Annotated in this window: 12 protein-coding genes and 1 tRNA gene; 4 read left to right on the plus strand and 9 right to left on the minus strand. The window is 62.0% G+C overall.

What is annotated here, in order from left to right; genetic code table 11:
• The first annotated feature begins 35 nt into the window (after positions 1 to 35).
• Entirely contained in the window at positions 36 to 998 is a 963-nt protein-coding gene (locus tag CENROD_RS02310) for a cation diffusion facilitator family transporter (RefSeq protein ID WP_022771468.1), read from the plus strand.
• 77 nt (positions 999 to 1,075) lie between these two features.
• Here the strand turns inward: CENROD_RS02310 and CENROD_RS02315 are convergent, their stop codons facing one another.
• Both CENROD_RS02315 and tviB read right to left on the minus strand, forming a co-directional pair.
• Positions 1,076 to 2,140, minus strand: a complete 1,065-nt coding sequence (locus CENROD_RS02315) for an NAD-dependent epimerase/dehydratase family protein (RefSeq protein WP_022771469.1) — start codon at positions 2,138 to 2,140, stop codon at positions 1,076 to 1,078.
• An 83-nt stretch (positions 2,141 to 2,223) separates the two neighbouring features.
• Complete coding sequence (tviB, locus tag CENROD_RS02320; RefSeq protein ID WP_022771470.1) at positions 2,224 to 3,513, minus strand: Vi polysaccharide biosynthesis UDP-N-acetylglucosamine C-6 dehydrogenase TviB; 1,290 nt, start codon at positions 3,511 to 3,513, stop codon at positions 2,224 to 2,226.
• Between the two features lie 200 nt (positions 3,514 to 3,713).
• On the opposite strand from tviB, the gene CENROD_RS02325 reads away from it, so the two are divergent.
• Entirely contained in the window at positions 3,714 to 4,262 is a 549-nt protein-coding gene (locus CENROD_RS02325; protein WP_022771471.1) for an NADPH-dependent FMN reductase, read from the plus strand.
• Positions 4,263 to 4,388: 126 nt separating this feature from the next.
• Here CENROD_RS02325 and CENROD_RS02330 read toward each other — a convergent pair.
• From CENROD_RS02330 to aat, 7 genes are all read right to left on the minus strand, one after another.
• Positions 4,389 to 4,478: transfer RNA gene (locus tag CENROD_RS02330), tRNA-Ser, on the minus strand.
• A gap of 27 nt (positions 4,479 to 4,505) precedes the next feature.
• Positions 4,506 to 5,648 (minus strand): YbdK family carboxylate-amine ligase, encoded by a 1,143-nt coding sequence (locus tag CENROD_RS02335; RefSeq protein ID WP_022771472.1) that lies wholly within the window; start codon positions 5,646 to 5,648, stop codon positions 4,506 to 4,508.
• 2 nt (positions 5,649 to 5,650) lie between these two features.
• Complete coding sequence (locus CENROD_RS02340) at positions 5,651 to 6,841, minus strand: cation:proton antiporter (protein WP_022771473.1); 1,191 nt, start codon at positions 6,839 to 6,841, stop codon at positions 5,651 to 5,653.
• An 86-nt stretch (positions 6,842 to 6,927) separates the two neighbouring features.
• Complete coding sequence (locus tag CENROD_RS02345) at positions 6,928 to 7,800, minus strand: HDOD domain-containing protein (RefSeq protein ID WP_338010378.1); 873 nt, start codon at positions 7,798 to 7,800, stop codon at positions 6,928 to 6,930.
• A gap of 65 nt (positions 7,801 to 7,865) precedes the next feature.
• The gene (locus CENROD_RS02350) at positions 7,866 to 9,167 is read right to left on the minus strand and encodes a hypothetical protein (RefSeq protein ID WP_041193200.1); all 1,302 of its coding nucleotides are present in this window, start codon (positions 9,165 to 9,167) and stop codon (positions 7,866 to 7,868) included.
• 15 nt (positions 9,168 to 9,182) lie between these two features.
• Positions 9,183 to 10,583 (minus strand): DNA repair protein RadA, encoded by a 1,401-nt coding sequence (gene radA / locus CENROD_RS02355; RefSeq protein ID WP_022771476.1) that lies wholly within the window; start codon positions 10,581 to 10,583, stop codon positions 9,183 to 9,185.
• Between the two features lie 30 nt (positions 10,584 to 10,613).
• Positions 10,614 to 11,432, minus strand: a complete 819-nt coding sequence (gene aat, locus CENROD_RS02360; protein ID WP_022771477.1) for a leucyl/phenylalanyl-tRNA--protein transferase — start codon at positions 11,430 to 11,432, stop codon at positions 10,614 to 10,616.
• A gap of 110 nt (positions 11,433 to 11,542) precedes the next feature.
• On the opposite strand from aat, the gene CENROD_RS02365 reads away from it, so the two are divergent.
• Together CENROD_RS02365 and CENROD_RS12320 are read left to right on the plus strand one after the other, a co-directional pair.
• Positions 11,543 to 12,514, plus strand: coding sequence for an esterase/lipase family protein (locus CENROD_RS02365; RefSeq protein ID WP_022771478.1), 972 nt, complete (start codon positions 11,543 to 11,545; stop codon positions 12,512 to 12,514).
• 25 nt (positions 12,515 to 12,539) lie between these two features.
• Complete coding sequence (locus CENROD_RS12320; protein ID WP_022771479.1) at positions 12,540 to 16,907, plus strand: PAS domain S-box protein; 4,368 nt, start codon at positions 12,540 to 12,542, stop codon at positions 16,905 to 16,907.
• The last annotated feature ends 15 nt before the right edge of the window (positions 16,908 to 16,922 follow it).

Here is a 16,922-nt window from a genome sequence, read left to right on the forward strand (position 1 = left end):
TATCCAACCGGTGTTCGTTTTTCCATGAACTTTCGATGAACGTTATCGAATCCATTCCTGCATCTCCAGACGGGCTGTATTCCCAGGAAGAGCGCGCTGCTGCGGCCATGCGCAGCACTTGGGTCAGCGTCGTCGTCAATGTGCTGCTGACAGCGGCGCAGTTGGTGGCGGGGGTCGTTTCGCAGTCGCAAGGGCTGGTGGCCGACGGCATCCATTCCTTCTCCGACCTGATTTCGGATTTCGTCGTCCTTTTTGCCGGGCACCATAGCCAAAAGGACGCCGATGCAGAGCACCCGTATGGGCATCAGCGGTTCGAGACGGCGGCTTCCCTGATCTTGGGCCTGCTGCTGTTGGCGGTGGGGGTAGGAATGCTGTGGGCAACTTTCCGCAAGCTGGAAGTGCCGTCCGCAGTGCCGCAGGTACATGTGATGGCGCTGTGGGTGGCTTGCGGTGCCTTGGTGGCCAAGGAGCTGCTGTTTCGGTACATGCTGGCCGTGGCCAAGCGCGTCAAATCCAGCATGTTGGTGGCCAATGCCTGGCATGCAAGGTCGGACGCAGCGTCTTCCCTGGTCGTGGTGGTGGGCATTGCCGGGAACCTGGCCGGGTACCCGCTGCTCGACCCCATCGCCGCGCTGCTCGTCGCCTTTTTGGTGGGCCGAATGGGGTGGAGCTTTACAGCCGAAGCCTTTCGAGACCTGATGGATCACGCTGCCAATGTGGAAGACGTAGCCGCCATCCGCGCCACCTTGCTCGAAACCCCAGGGGTGCTGGGCATCCATGACGTATGTACCCGCAAGATGGGCGACATGATCGTCGTTGATGTACACATCGAAGTCGACCCTACGCTGACGATCGAGGTCGCCCACGAGATTGCAGTGCAGGCCGAAGAGCGTGTTCTGCAGCACCACAGGGTGCTACGCCTGATGACGCACCTGGACCCATGGAACCGCCCGGACCTCGACCACAGCACGGCCGCCAAAACCCCGGGCCGCGAATAGCCTGCACAGTAGCGTTAGCCTGGCGTGCGATGCATTGCTTGCTATTCGCAGTCAGGCGCATGGTGGCACGGCGTGGGTTAGCGGCGCAGAAAGTCGATGTACCAGGGCATGGCTTCCTGAATGCCTGCACGCACATCGTGGGTCGGAACGTAGCCCAACAGGGTGGCGGCTTTGCCGATGTCGGCTTGCGAGTGGCGCACGTCACCGGGGCGGAAGTCGTCGTGGATAGGGGGTCGGCCGTACTCGACGCCGTTGTCAGCCAAGGCATTGCGCAGCGCATCGAACAACTGTTGCAGCGTGGTGCGGCCGCCAACGGCAACGTTGTAGACCTGGTTGCGCGCTGCCTCTTCGGTAGCGGTGGCGGCAAGCAGATTGGCTTGCACGGCATTTGCCACATAGCAAAAGTCTCGGCTGGTTTCCCCGTCGCCATGCAGCATGACGTCTGCGCCAGCGATCATCGCGGCAGTCCACTTAGGGATGACGGCGGCATAGGCGCCGTTGGGATCTTGCCGACGGCCAAAGACGTTGAAATACCGCAAGCCAATGCTGGCAAAGCCGTAGCAACGAGCGTACACGTCTGCGTACAGCTCATTGACGAGCTTGGTTACGGCGTAAGGGGATAGCGGCTTGCCGATGGTGTGTTCCACCTTGGGCAGCCCAGGGTGGTCGCCATACGTCGAACTGCTGGCGGCGTAGACGAAGCTGCGCACCCCGGCGTCGCGCGCGGCGGTGAGCATGCACAAAAAGCCATCGACGTTGTTGGCATTGGTGGCAATGGGGTCAGCCAGGCTGCGGGGCACCGAGCCAAGCGCGGCCTGATGGAGCACATGGTCCACCGCATAGCCCCCTTCATAGTCCCCTTCATAGCCCTCCCACTTGCAAGCACGCTGGCAATCCGCCAGGTTGCGGATGTCGCCTTCCATAAAGCGGAACCGCCCCCACTGCGCAGGCTGCACGCGGCGCTGCACTTCTTCCAGGTTGTGGCGGTAGCCGGTGGAAAAGTTGTCCAGCCCCACCACGCGCTGGTCCAGCGCCAGCAGGGCTTCGAGCACATTGCTGCCGATGAAGCCGGCCACGCCCGTAACGAGCCAGGTGCGTGGCGCAGCGCGCAAGGTGTCTTGCAGGGATTCGTAGGGGGTCATTGGCGTTCCTTGCGCTGGTGGGAATGGTGGGCGCGTGGTGGGAGGGATGGAGTGACGGAATGGCGCAGTGGCGGAGTGACGAATCACAACCGCAAGTCGGATTCGTCCGCACGCAGCAAGTATTTGAGGTCGTAGAGCACGTGGGGCGTTTTGCCCAGCGCGCGGATGCGCTGCTCGCCCATCTCCCGAAACTGGCGGTGCGCCACGGCAAGGATGATGGCGTCATACGCGCCGGGGGTGGGGGCGGCGATGGGGGTGAAGCCGTACTCATGCTGCGCTTCTTCGGCGCTGACCCAGGGGTCGTAGACCTCGGCGACGGCGTGGTATTCGCGCAGTTCGCGAACGATGTCCACCACCCGGGTATTGCGCAAGTCCGGGCAGTTTTCCTTGAAGGTCAGGCCCATGACGAGCACGCGCGCGCCTTGGACGTGAATGCGCCGTTGCAGCATGGCCTTGACGAGCTGGGAGACGACATACGCCCCCATGCCGTCGTTCATGCGCCGCCCCGCGAGGATGATTTCAGGGTGATAGCCGATGGACTGGGCTTTGTGCGTCAGGTAGTAGGGATCGACGCCGATGCAGTGGCCGCCGACCAGCCCGGGGCGGAAGGGCAAAAAGTTCCACTTGGTTCCCGCCGCCTGGAGCACGGATTCGGTATCGATGCCCATCTTGTTGAAGATGATCGCCAGCTCGTTGATCAGTGCGATGTTGAGGTCGCGCTGGGTGTTTTCGATGACCTTGGCTGCCTCTGCCACCCGAATGCTGGACGCCTTGTGCGTGCCAACGACGATGATCTGCTGGTAGAGCCGATCAACGATGTCGGCGGTTTCGGGGGTCGAACCGGAAGTGACTTTGCGGATCGACGACACGCGGTGCTCTTTGTCGCCGGGGTTGATGCGTTCAGGGCTGTAGCCGACAAAAAAGTCCGTATTGCACCGCAGCCCGGAACCTTTCTCCAGAACGGGGACGCAATCCTCTTCCGTGGCGCCGGGGTAGACGGTGGATTCGTACACGACCACATCGCCCGGCTTGAGCACTTTGCCTATTGTTTGCGAAGCGGAAATCAGCGGGCTGAGGTCGGGCCGCTTGTGCTCGTCAATGGGGGTAGGGACGGTGACGATATAGACATTGCATTGGCGCAGCGCTTCCAATTCCGTGGTGTAGCGCAAGCCGGTGGCTGTGCGGAGTTCCTCATCAGAGACTTCGAGCGTGGCATCGTGCCCTGCCTGCAGGGCATGGATGCGTGCGGCGTTGATGTCGAAGCCGGTGACAGGCCGCTTCTTGCCGAATTCCACGGCCAAGGGCAGGCCGACGTATCCCAGCCCGACGATAGCCAGGCGAATGTCTTCAAGGGTTTGGGGTGGGTGTTGCATGGTGTGGTGATAGAGCCGTGATGAAGTCGTGATAAAGCCGGAAAGATCGCTGGAATGCAGCCCGCAGACCGTGTGGGGAGCGGATTTTCTATGGAAGAAACTGTGCGTGCTGTCTCCATCGGCAATGGTAGAGTGCCCACAGTGCCCAGCTATGACGATGGCACCGATACGACCCCTCACGACCCACAAGGAGATCCATCATGACCCCAGTCCACCTTTTCGGTATTTGCGGAAGCCTGCGCAAAGCGTCGGCCAATCGGGGCATGTTGCGCGCCGCCCAGGCCACCCTGCCAGCCAGCGCTGACATGGAAATAGCAGACCTGACCGACGTCCCCTTGTACAACCCGGACATTGCCGCAAAACCTGCCAGCGTGGAACGCGTGCTGGCCCAAATGGGAAAGGCCGACGCACTGGTACTGGCCTGCACCGAGTACAACTACTCGATGGCGCCTGCCCTCAAAAACATCCTGGATTGGGCCTCGCGCGAGCCGGGTAATGCGCTCCTGGCTGGCAAGCCAGCGGCCATACTGGGCGCGGCGGGGGGCATGGGCAGTACCCGTGCGCAATACCACTTGCGGCAGGTATGCGTCTATCTCGACATCCGCCCCCTCAACAAGCCAGAGGTTTTTGCCAATGCCTTTGCGGGCGGCTTTGACGCCGAAGGCAACGTGATCGACCAGACCTTGCAGCAGCAGATTGGGGAACAGATGCAAGCGCTGGTAGCCCAGGTGGTAGTCGGGCGGCGTTGATTGCGGGGCCGGAAGTAATAAAAAACCCCGCACGGGGCGGGGAGGTAATAAAAAACCCCGCACAGGGCGGGGTTGGGAATCAACGGCTTCGCCACGATTACCGGGGCAGCCTCCTAGAAAAATCGCTGGCGGAGCAGGCGGGATTCGAACCCGCGGTGGGTATAACCCCACGCACGCTTTCCAGGCGTGTGACTTAGACCGCTCATCCACCGCTCCAGCGGGCGCGGAGTGTAGCGTAGGGGGTCATCGATACGCTGCATTGCCCCCCTCTCCCCGAAACATCCGCATAGCCAGATCGACGACGGCTTGGATGCTGCCGGTCTGTGCATGGTGGGCGCGCAATTGGTTGGCGTGGTTTCCCGCGTAGGCCACGGTGCGGTGGAGGTGCTCCAGCGCGGGCAGGCTGCCCAGGGAAACCGCATAAGGTTCCAGGGCGCGCAGTGTGGCGAGGATGTCTTCCTGCAAGGATAGGCGCTCGTTCGTGGCGGGGTCGATCACCACGCCATCCAGGCCGAAGCGGCACGCCTGAAAGCGGTTGTAGTTGTAGACAAGGTACATGTCTTCGTTCAGCGGAACGTCCTTGCGTTCGAGCAACATCTTGCACAACGCTTGCAAGTAGGCGGCCAGCGCGGCGGCGTGGTCCACGGTCAGCGGGGTGTCGCATACCCGCAGCTCGATTGTTCCAAATTCGGGCTTGGGGCGGATGTCCCAGTAAAAATCCTTCATGCTGCGAACGACGCCCGTGCGCTCCATCTTCGTGAAGTAGGACTCGACAAACGTATCCCAGTCCAGCACAAAGGGTGCCCGCCCGCTCAGGGGAAAGGCAAACACGGAGTTGAGCCGCGCCGAATCAAACAAGGTATCCACCCCCTGCAGGAACGGGGACGATGCCGACATCGCGATGAAATGCGCCAGATAGCGATGCAGGGCATGGAGCAGATACAACCCCTCGTTCGCGCTGGCGCAGCCGATGTGTACGTGCTGGCCAAATACCGTGAACTGCTTGGCCAGGTAGCCGTATAGCTCCGAGACCTCCCGAAAACGCGGGGTGGCGTAGATGCGCCGTTCGTACCAGCGCTGAAAAGGGTGCGTGCCTCCGCCGCAAATCGCCACATTGAAACGGTCGCCAGCGTCAACCAGCGCGTCACGCATGGTGCGCAACTGCGCCAGCCACGCCTTATATGACGTATGCACATCCGTCGCAACCTCGATCATGCTCTCCGTGATCTCGGGCTTGACGTCACCGGGAAACGGCTTGCGGCCCAGCCAGTGCAACAGGTCTGCTGCAGCGGGGGTGAGATCGTGGTCGCAATGGTCGACGAGCTGCAATTCCAGCTCAATGCCGACGGTCAAGGCTTCGCTGCGCGCAAAAGGTTCGAGGGGCATGGTCAGGGTGCTCCACGGTGGTCTGCGTCGCCGCAGTGGACAAGGGCATAGCGCGTGACGATGGGGCCAAAAATTTCCAGCACCAACGTCATCGCCGCGATGGCGGGCAACTGCTCCAGCACTGGCAATTGCAGGGGCTTCGTCTGTTCGAGCAATAGGATGGCCAGCGCAGACATGGGTGCCATGGCCACACCCGTCCATATCCCCTTGCGAAGCGGAATGCCGCTGGGTCGGGCCAACAGGGCCGTAACGCCGACCTTGACTGCAAGGCGCATGGCAATGATGGCCACAGCCAATGCCATGCCTTCGACCACGGGAATCCATTGCAAAGTGGCCGTGACGAACACGAAGAGCCACACCGTCAACACTTCCCCCAGGGCGCCGAAGTTGCGTTGCGCCTGCCCGAACAACACCCTGCGGTGGCGGCTGACCAAGCCAAAAACCATCGCGGCGACGAGCGGGGAATATTGCAGCGCATGCGTCAATGCAGTCAACAAGAGCACAGCGATGGCAAAGGCCACGGTAGCGTCCTGATCCGCGACGGCCAGGGAGCGCAGGATGGCAGGGACGACGACGGCAAACAATGCGCCCAGCCCTGCGGAAAAAGCCAATACCAGCAATGTGTGCCACAACGCCGGAAAGATGCCGACATCGCTGGTCAGCACCACATAGGCTACGGCAGCTTTGAAGAACAGGATGGCCAGCACGCTGTCCATGGCAGTCAGATGCACGAGCCGATCCGTCACCTGCCCGGCGCTGCGCAATTCATTGGATACGCGCAACACCACTGCCGGAGACGTCGACATCGACAAGGCCGCGAGCAGCGTAGCGACCAGAGGGGATAGCCCCCACATCCAGCCGACCCAGTACACCGCTGCAAAGGTGCCCAGGGCTTCGAGAACCCCCATCATTCCCAGCCAAGGGTTGCGGCGCAGCCAGGGGAAGTGGACGCGGTACCCCAACTCGAACAGGATGAGCGCCATGGCAAAGCTGGCCAACAGCGCAAGGGGCGTGCCGGAAGGGTTGGGCAAAAACCCGCCTTGGCTGGCTGCCATGCTGAACCCGGCGATGCCATACCCACTGATGCGCGGCAGTGCAGCCCACCGGTGGCAGAGTTCCCCCGATAGCCATGCCACGGCGATGGCCGCAGCCCAGACGAATTCCGCAGGAAAGGGCGGCAATAGGGAAATCATCGGCGTGTCCTCCAAACTATGTTGCACGGCCCGCCGTGCGCGGGCGAATCTTGCAATCCGTGGGCAGCCCACGGGGCAAGGCCGATTCAAGAAACCGCTGTGCGGCTGCGTTGCGGTGCGGGGCCTGAACGAACGGGCGTCCAGTCGATGGGGTCTTGTTGCAGCACCATATCGATGTCCAACCCCAGCACTTCCGCCACCAGGGCAGGAAAGCTCACCGCCAGCGCACGCTGGGACCACTGGAGCTGCCGTGCGCGGGCACGCCACAGCGCCAGATGCAACACCCCCGCCAAAGGCTCGTAGGGGTCGTTGTCGAAAGGCTTGTGTTGAAACTCCAGCGCATCGAACATGTTGTGCGGCAGTTTCCACTGGCGTGCCAGCCCGGCTGTGACCTGGGTAAAGCAAAAGCCCACTGCTTGCAACTCTGCGCGGGCGCGCTTGGGTTCGAAAACGCCGACTTTGGCATCCAACGCCACGATATTCGGCAGAGCCACGCGCAGCAGCAGCTCGCCCACGGCGTGGATCATCCCGACGCAATACGCGGCCTGTGGGTCCAGGTGCAACAAGCCCGCGATGGCGCGTGATACCCGCGCTGCATCAAGGCTGTACGACCAGAACTGCGCAAGCTGGATACCCGGAACGGCCTTGAACGTCGCACTCGACGCTGCATGCATCACCAGAGTACGCACCTCGTCCAAGCGCAGCACGGCGAGCGCTTCTGACACCCCGTGCAGCTTGCCAGCCAGCCCCGCTGCATTGGCGATTTGCAGCAAACGGCATGACAACGCTGGGTCAGTACCCAGCAATTGGGCAAGGCGGCGCAAATCGGGCCGGGGCCGACCAAGTTCCGTCAATGCCAGTGCCACGACCCGTGGGATGCTGGGGATGACGAAAGGCGTGGAAAGAAGTTCTTGCAAACCCATGGTGACGAACTGACGCACGACATAGGCCGTACCCACTGCGGGAGGGCGCCACCTGCCGATCTCGGGGAGTGTAGATAGGCTATATCCAAGCCCCATACACACTACACCACACACACAGGCGCGAAGCCCCCGCCGGGGGTGCGGAAATTGGTCGTCTGCCCTGTATACAGCCGCGCCACGAACAGATGCACGACACCGGCGTAGGTATAGGCGCGGATGTCGTACTTCAGCCAGGTAGGTTGTCCGCCGACGTCCACGTAGCGGGTGGGGGGGGCGATGAAGGTTTGCGCGACGATGTCGTGTGGCCTGCGTTGCTGGAGCTGTTCCCAGACGCCGCGCGTGAGTTTGTCGCCCCGGTATGCGGCTTTGGAACCATACCCCGACACGGGTTTGAAAAACAGCTCCCGCCGCCGCGCCCATAACGCAGCCGCGTTGTCGGCAGTCAAGGGCAGGGTGGCGGGGACGACCCGGCCCAGCGTGGCAATGTCTGCGGCATCCGCGCCCCAGGCAGCAAGCTGCTCGGGCTGGCCCAACACAGCCAGGTTGCGCTTATTGGCCAGCAGGGCGTGCGCACGGGGATGGGGGGTAAGCACGACGGCTCCACACTCGGCCGCAGCGCGCAGCGCCTGGGATGTAGCGTCACGCAGCGCAAAGTCGGTCAGGCGGTTGTAGACCATATCCACAGGCTGGCCTTCGTAGGCAAGGTGGTCGCCACACCATTGCAATGCTTGCGGATCGGCGATGTGCGCTTCCACGCCATGCCGGGCGAACAGCGCACGGAACATCTCGAACTCCGGGGCCAGGAATTGTTCGCCGGGCGCCACGTCCACGATGCAGACGGTGCGCAAGGGCGCATCCCCACGCTGCAAGCGCCATTCGGCCTCGAACATCTGCATCACGGCAGCGCCGTGTTCCTGATGGCAGGTGGATGACGCCGTGCAGGGTTGCGCAGCCCAGTCCGCATTCGCAGCAACGCAGGCCAGCGCGGCATTGGGCAGCCATCCCCCAGCGTTGGTGTTGATTTCGATCAGAAAAGCCTCGTCCCCCACGACGTGGAAGTCGTACCCCATGCATGCCCCACGCAGCCCCCAGTCTTGCAAAGCCAGGGGGTCGGCTGCTTGCAGCACATGCTGTGCGTAACCGGGCAGGGCGGCGATGCGCTCGATGGCTGCGACGGCCTCTGCCATCGCAGCGACCGCCCGAGGCGGCACAAACACGGCATTGGCCGCGAACAGATGCGGGCGCAAGTCATGCCAAGGCTGCCACGGCAAATCCCATTCCTGCTCCAGAGCGGCATACAGCCGTTCCCGATCCACCAGCCCGGAATGGGGATCGTGGTGGAGCGCGTCCACCGTTGTGCCGTTGTGGCGATCGTGCAAGGGCATCGAATGGGAGATAAGCATGGGCGCGACTGCTGACTATGGCAACCCCCGCACCACCTCCATCGCCTGCTCGACGCGATCGACGGCGTGGATCGTCAAGCCTGCGAATTCCTTGGCGTGGGGGTTTTTGGGGGCGTTGGCACGGGGGGCGACGGCAATGCCGAAACCGAGTTTGGCGGCTTCCTTCAGGCGTTCCTGCCCGCGCGGCGCAGGGCGCACTTCCCCGGCCAGGCCGACTTCGCCAAAGGCAAACAGCCCGCGCGGTAAGGGCTGGCCACGCAGAGAAGAAGCGATGGCCAACACCACCGCCAAATCCGCAGCAGGTTCGCCGATGCGCACCCCGCCGACAGCGTTGACGAACACATCCTGGTCTCCGCAGGCCACCCCGGCATGGCGGTGCAATACCGCCAGCAACATGGCTAGCCTGTCCCGATCCAGCCCCACGCTTAGGCGGCGCGGGCTGGGGCCTGCGCTATCGACGAGGGCCTGGATCTCGACGAGCATGGGACGGGTTCCTTCGATCGTGACCATCACGCAACTGCCCGACACCGGCTCGGAATGCTGACTCAAAAACATCGCGCTGGGGTTGCTGACCCCCCGCAAGCCGCGCTCGGTCATCGCGAATACGCCGATTTCATTGACCGCGCCGAAGCGGTTCTTGAACGCACGCACCAGCCGGAAGCTCGAATGCGTATCCCCTTCGAAATACAGCACCGTATCAACCATGTGTTCAAGCACGCGCGGGCCTGCCAGCGAGCCTTCCTTGGTGACATGGCCGACGAGCACGATAGCCACCCCGCTGGACTTGGCCATCCGCGTAAGCTGTGCCGCGCACTCGCGCACCTGCGACACCGAACCGGGCGCTGCGGAGAGGTCGTCCGAATAGATCGTCTGAATCGAGTCGATTACCGCGATATGGGGGCGGTGGGTCTGGATGGCAGCCAGGATCGAAGCAAGGCGAATTTCCGCCAGCACCCGCACCTGCGAATGGCCCAGCCCCAGCCTGCGTGCGCGCAGGGCGACCTGGGCGCCGCTTTCCTCCCCTGTGACGTACAGGGTGTTGCGATCTTGCTGGGTGCGGCGCTGCATGGCATCGAGCGTCTGGAGCAGTAGCGTGGATTTGCCGATGCCGGGATCACCGCCAATGAGCACCACGCCTCCTTCGACAAAGCCCCCGCCGAGCACGCGGTCGAGTTCCTCGCACCCGGACGTTGCCCGGGCTAGCTCCTGGGCGTCCAGGCTGCCCAGCACCGCAATCTCCGCAGTGCCTGCAAGGGGTGCAAAGCGGGAATGGGGGGAGTGAGAGGAACCAGTGGGGGCGGTAGGCTCCAGGGTCGATTCGACGAGGGTATTCCACTCCCCGCAATGGGGACACTTGCCCAGCCAACGCGTGTGGGTGCCCCCGCAGGAGGAACAGACATGGGTGGTTTTGGTCATGGGGCGTACTGCGTGGGGGTACTGTGCCAGTCACGAAGCGGCTTCTCCAAGCTCCCCTCGCCCAATGCGAGAGGGGTGGGAGGTGAGGGGAACTGGGGCAGGCCAGAGCGCCTGCCAATAGGCATCGTCCCACGCCCAGAGGGGGCTGGGCTGCCGTACACGTTCTGCAACCCCGGCCAAAAATTCCTGCCGGGGAATGCACCGCGCCCCCAACGAAGCCAAATGCCGGGTATCTTGCTGGCAGTCGATGCGGTCAATACCGCGATGGATACAGCAACACACCAGTGCCGCCAAAGCGATTTTGGACGCGTCCGAAGCGCGGTGAAACATCGACTCCCCGAAGACGGCTTTGCCAATGGCGACGAAATACAACCCGCCGACAAGCTGCCCATCGACCCAGGTCTCGACGCTATGGGCCAGGCCAGCGCAGTGCAAATCCTCATAGGCGATGACCATTGCGGGGAGGATCCACGTCGCCAGCCTCCGGTGCCGGGGGGTCTGCGCGCAACCGCGAATCACCTCGCCGAAAGCCGAGTCGATGCGCACGGTGCAACCGGGTGTCCGGGCAAAGCGACGCAAGGTCTTGCGCAGCGAAGGGTGCAAGCGAAAGTCGGCAATGTCGAGCACCATCCGGGGGTCGGGGTTCCACCACAGAATCGGCTGACCCAACGCATACCAGGGAAAGATGCCCTGGCGGTAGGCGCGAACAAGGGTGGCCACCGTCAAATCGGCCCCGGCGCACAACAGGCCCGGCGCATCGGTACTTGCATCCCACGCAATGCGCGGCGGGGGAAAGTCCTCACCGGGGGCAAGAAATGGCAGGGTAAGCGGCTCTACAGGGCTAGGCATGGGCTGCGGATGGTAGCTGTAGGGCGGCGGAAACCGCGATGGCCACCTTGTACCACCTGCAAAACCATGGCATAGCGCCACAACTTGCGTAACTGCCTCGTCATAAGCGCATGGCTACACTTGTTGCGAGCATTTATTGGGGTGCAGCCCGAATCGTCACCATGTTTGCCCGCGCCGTCCGCATCTCCGCGCTAATCCAGCTTGTCCTAGGAGCGGGAGCAGGGGTATGGGTGGCTTTATTGGCTTGTCCTTCCTGGGTGGGGGTCGTCCTGTTGCCCTTGCTTTGCGTTGCCGTGCTGGCTGCATTCCCCCATTTGGTCATCGTTTTGGCCACGATGGCCCTGTCTGGCTCCCCCGCAGCAGGGCGGTGGCGGGCCATTCTGGGAGAGTGGGGAACCATGCTGTGGGTGTTCTGGGTTGGCGTACCTTGGTCGGATGCCAGCCCCACTTATGTACGGTCTTCGTTACCCGATTCTTCGCGCCTTCCCATCGTGCTAGTGCATGGTTTTTTTTGCAACCACAAAATCTGGACAAAGATGGCGCATGTCTTGCGCCGTGCAGGGCATGACGTGTTGGCCGTAGACCTGGAACCCTTGTTCGCGCCCATCGATGACTACGTGCCCACTGTCGAGCAAGCCATTGCCACTGTGCTGGAGCGCAGCCATGCCCCCCGCGCCATTCTGGTTGGCCACAGCATGGGCGGGCTGGTCATCCGCGCATGGATGCGCACCCACGGTGCCGCACGCGCAGACCGGGTATTGACGTTGGGATCTCCACACTGGGGGACGTGGCTGGCGCGGGTGCTGCCCTTTGCCGCCAATTGCCGCCAGATGATGCAGCGCAGCAACTGGCTGCACGCCTTGCACGCCAGCGAATCCCCCGAAACCTGGGAACGGATTTGCGTGGCGAAAACCCAGCACGACAACATCGTTTTTCCCAACGATGCGCCCTTGCCTACCCACCCAGTGGACACCATATTCACAGGGGTAGGACACATGCAGCTCTGCTTTGACGATGCAGTCGTCGATTGGGTAGTGCTGCATTGCCAGGGTTCGGTATCGTCTGCGGGCTTCGCACGCTGAAGTGCGCGGTTCCGCCCTATCCCCCATGACATTGCCTGCTTCTCCTCCTGCCTCCGCGCCTGATCCATCCCGGCCCTTCGCCAGGGTCGATGCTCCACTGCGCTGGTTCGTCATCGTGTTTCTGCTGTGCCTGTGCGCGGTGGTGGTGATGCACCTCGTTTTTTCCGATGTAGCCCAGGAAATTCGTCGCCAAGATTCCAACGAACACGCACGGGTCTTTCTGTGTGAAGAAATTCTCTACAGCGCCCATGATGTGGAGAGGCTCGTGCAAGGCATGTTGTTGGCGCGGGAAGAAGAAACGTTTTCCCGGCTGCACCAGGCGCTGGAAGTCCAGATATCCCGGCTACATACCAACCTGGACGTTTTGCAATTGGGGGGCGATGCCATCCGCGAGCTATCGCTCGAACCCGATGAAACCGGCAAGACGGCCCGAGTCGTACGGTACAACCCCGCAGGTATCCCCGTATTGACCGAACTGCTCGAAATGGAACCCCACCTCGACCAGATCCGCCGCGAGCTGCATCCGCTGGAAACCCTGTTGAGCCAGCGCTGGCAAGCCATCCAGAATAGAGATTCCGCGAAGGTCCTCGTACTCCATGGTCAACTGACCAGTTGGATCGCAAAGATGGTGCCCTACTTCGACAGGCTGCGGCGCAACGCGAATCGCTTGTTGCTCGATGCCGAGCAACGCATGAATGCCATGGAGCACACGCTCGAAGCGCGCCAGGTCACCATGCAGCGCCTGGAGTTCGTTTTGGCCGGGATCATCGTTTTGCTGGGCATTGCATCAGGCGCCTTGTTTCTGCGCAGGCTGTCCGCTGCCGTTGCCGTAGCCCACACGACGATTGCCCAAAGTGAGCAGGAGCGTTCCGCGAATGCCACGATGCTCGATACCCTCAGCGACGGGGTATATGCGGTGGATACCCGGGGGATGATCACCTTCATCAACAGCGCGGGGGAAGAAATCCTGGGATGGTCTGCCGAAGAGCTTGTAGGCCAGCACGCACACCGCACGCTGCACCATACCCGCCCGGACGGTTCCTACTTCCCTTCAGAGGAATGCCCCTTGCTGAGCGTGCTCCAACACGGCGCCTCGCTCGACGGAGAGGACTATTTCCTCGACCACAGCGGGCAACTGATCCCCATCTCGTACCGCACCAAGCCACTCCTCAAGGATGGGCAAATCGTCGGGGCCTTGCTCTCGTTCCGCAATATCAGCGACCGCATCGCCAGCGAGGCGCGCATCCGCATGCAACAAGCTGCATTGGATGCCACAGTCAACATGATCGTCATCACCCGCAAAGATGGTTTGATCGAGTACGTCAACCCCGCCTTTTGCAAATCCACAGGGTACACGCAGGAGGAAGTGCTGGGCCGCAACCCCAAATTGCTCAAGTCCGGCATTGAGGATCCAGAGCTGTACCAAAGCATGTGGGGCACCTTGCTCGAAGGCCGCCCATGGGAAGGAGAAGTCCACAACCAGCGCAAGAATGGCGAGGTCTATCCCGAACAGATGAGCATCACGCCCATCGTCGAGCATGGGGTCATCACGCATTTCATCGCGATCAAACGCGACATTTCCGAGGATGTGGAACGCCGCACGCGCCTGAAACTGGTCGAAACAGCCATCCAGTACATCGACCAAGGCATCCACATCATGGATGCCGTTCCGCATCCCGCCGGGCCGATCGTGCAGTACGTCAACTCCGGGTTCACGCGCATCACCGGCTACCCGCAAAAGCGGGCGGTGGGGCAGCGCATCAGCGCCCTCTACGGACCAAATACCGACCACAAAAAACTCTCACTCATCATGGACATCATGACGAAAGGCGAGAGCGTGACGATCGAAATGGAATTGCAGCGGCTCGACACCTCCACCTTCATTGGCGAGCTGCACCTGTCCCCCGTACAGGGAGAAAACGGGAAAGTCAGCCATTACGTGGGGCTGCTTTCGGACATTCGCCTGCGCAAGCAAGCCGAAGCTGCGATGCGCCAAGCCCGCGACCAGGCGCTGGAGACCTCCAAGCTCAAGTCGGACTTTCTCTCGACGATGAGCCACGAAATTCGCACCCCGATGAACGGAATCATCGGCATGGTCGACTTGTTGCTCGATACCCGGCTCGACGATGAACAGCGCGACTACACCCGCACAGTGCGCGAATCCGCGCATGCTTTGCTGACAATCATTAACGACATCCTCGACTTTTCCAAGATCGAGGCCGGCAAGCTCAATATTGAAGAGACCGACTATTCGGTGGTGCAGGTCGTCGAAGGAACGATCGACCTGCTCTTTGCCAAGGCGCGGGAAAAGTCCCTCTCGCTGGGCTGCTTCGTCGACCCCTGGCTGCCGGCGCATCTGCGCGGAGACCCCACCCGGTTGCGGCAAGTCATGCTCAATCTCGTCGGCAACGCCATCAAGTTCACCCACGAGGGTGGGGTCGAAGTGCGCGTTACCCGCAACGTCGAATCCCGCCTGCCTTCGCTGCGCTTCGAGGTGCGTGACACCGGCATCGGCATTTCCCCCGAGGTCCAGGAAAAGCTCTTCCAATCCTTTACCCAGGCCGACAGCACGACCACGCGCAAATACGGGGGAACCGGGTTGGGGCTAGCCATCAGCAAGCGGCTCGTCGAACTCATGGGCGGGACGATTGGTATCGACAGTACCGAGGGCAAAGGGTCCACTTTCTGGTTCACCCTGCCGATGGTTCGTGACCCCACCAAGAGCTCGCTCAACCCCTGCGCCGCACTCGAACCCGTTGCCTCGCGCTGCGTGCTCGTCATCGACGACCAACCCTGCGACAGGCAAATCATTGCCGACTATCTTGATGCCTGGGGAGTGGCCCATGCAGCGACGGACAACGTCGAGGCAGCCATTCAGATGATGCATGAAGCACTGAAGTGCCACGCGCCCTACACACTGGTGCTGATTGGGCTGGCCCAGAGTGAGACCGACAGCCTGGCCTTTGCCGGCGTGGTGCGCGAACACCCCAAATTCGACGCGGCGCGCTTGGTGCTGATGACGCTCTTCGACCAACGCGAGCTATGCCAGCAAGCCCGCTCGCTAGGCTTTGCTTCCTGCCTGGTCAAGCCGCTGCGCCAGTCTGTGCTATTCGACTGCCTGAGCGGCCAAAACACCAGCTCCACAGCGGAAGATTCGCAGCCCACGACAGTGCAGCCCTCGCGCCGTCGGGAACCCACCACCGTGCAACCGCCAGGGCAATCGCAGCACATCGTGTTGTTGGCCGAGGACAACGCCATCAACCAGCGGGTGGCCAATCTGCAAATTCGCAAGCTGGGCTATGCCTTGCACATCGTCAACAACGGCATGGAAGCCGTGCAGGCCGTCGAAGATGCCATGTCAGGCAAGATTCCCGCATTCGCCGCAGTGCTGATGGACTGCCAGATGCCAGTGCTCGACGGCTTTGATGCCACGATCCTGATTCGCAAATCCGAAGAGGAAACGGATCGACACATCCCCATCATCGCCATGACCGCCAACGTCATGCAAGGGGATCGGGAGCGGTGTTTGGCCGTCGGCATGGACGACTACCTGGCCAAACCGATCGACCCAGCCCAACTGCGCACCGTGCTACGCCGCTGGATTCAACCCCTCGCCTCCACCACCGCAACCCTGCCCACCGGAGTGGAAACCGCCTTGTCGTCGGAATCCGGCCCCCAAGTGATCAATTTCCCGTGGCTGGAAGAACAGTTTGGCGACGATCAGCAAGTCATCGCCCAATTGCTCGAAATGTTCCGCACCAACACGGCATCCACCATGGAAAAACTGGCCCATGCCGTCGAGCAGGATGATCTACCCAAAGTGGGTGCGCTGGCGCATGAGATCAAAGGAACCTGCGCCAATCTTGGCATTGAGCAGATGTCGACCATCGCTGCGACCTTGGAGCACGCTGCGCGGTCCAGCGACACGGCGCAAGCAATCGCATCCCACCAAGAGCTGCAGAAGGCTTTCCACGCAGCCGTGGACCTGAGTGCATGCCCACGGAATGCGCGTCCTGCAGTGGCAGTCGCCGTACCGGAAGCGCCCCCTGAACCACAACCCGTCAACGTCGCCAAAATTCAGGAACGCTTTGGCAACGATCCCCACGCGATATCCCAATTGCTGGACATGTTCCGCTCTGGCACCGCGCTGACCATGGAAGGCTTGCGCGATGCCGTAAAACAGGGGGATATCCCCACAGTGGCGGCGCTGGCGCACGATCTGAAGTCCACCTGCATCAATTTGGGGGTGGATCAGATGGGATCCGTCGCAGCATCGCTGGAACACGCTGCGCTGGCCAATGCCGCCAGCGAGGTGCATGGGCTACACGTGGCCCTGCGTGAGGCTTTCGAGACGACGATCGAATGGATCGACCGTCGGCGCGAAGACAACTAGGCACAACTAGGCACA

This window comes from Candidatus Symbiobacter mobilis CR, assembly GCF_000477435.1.
In the GTDB taxonomy this organism is placed as follows: domain Bacteria; phylum Pseudomonadota; class Gammaproteobacteria; order Burkholderiales; family Burkholderiaceae_C; genus Rhodoferax; species Rhodoferax mobilis.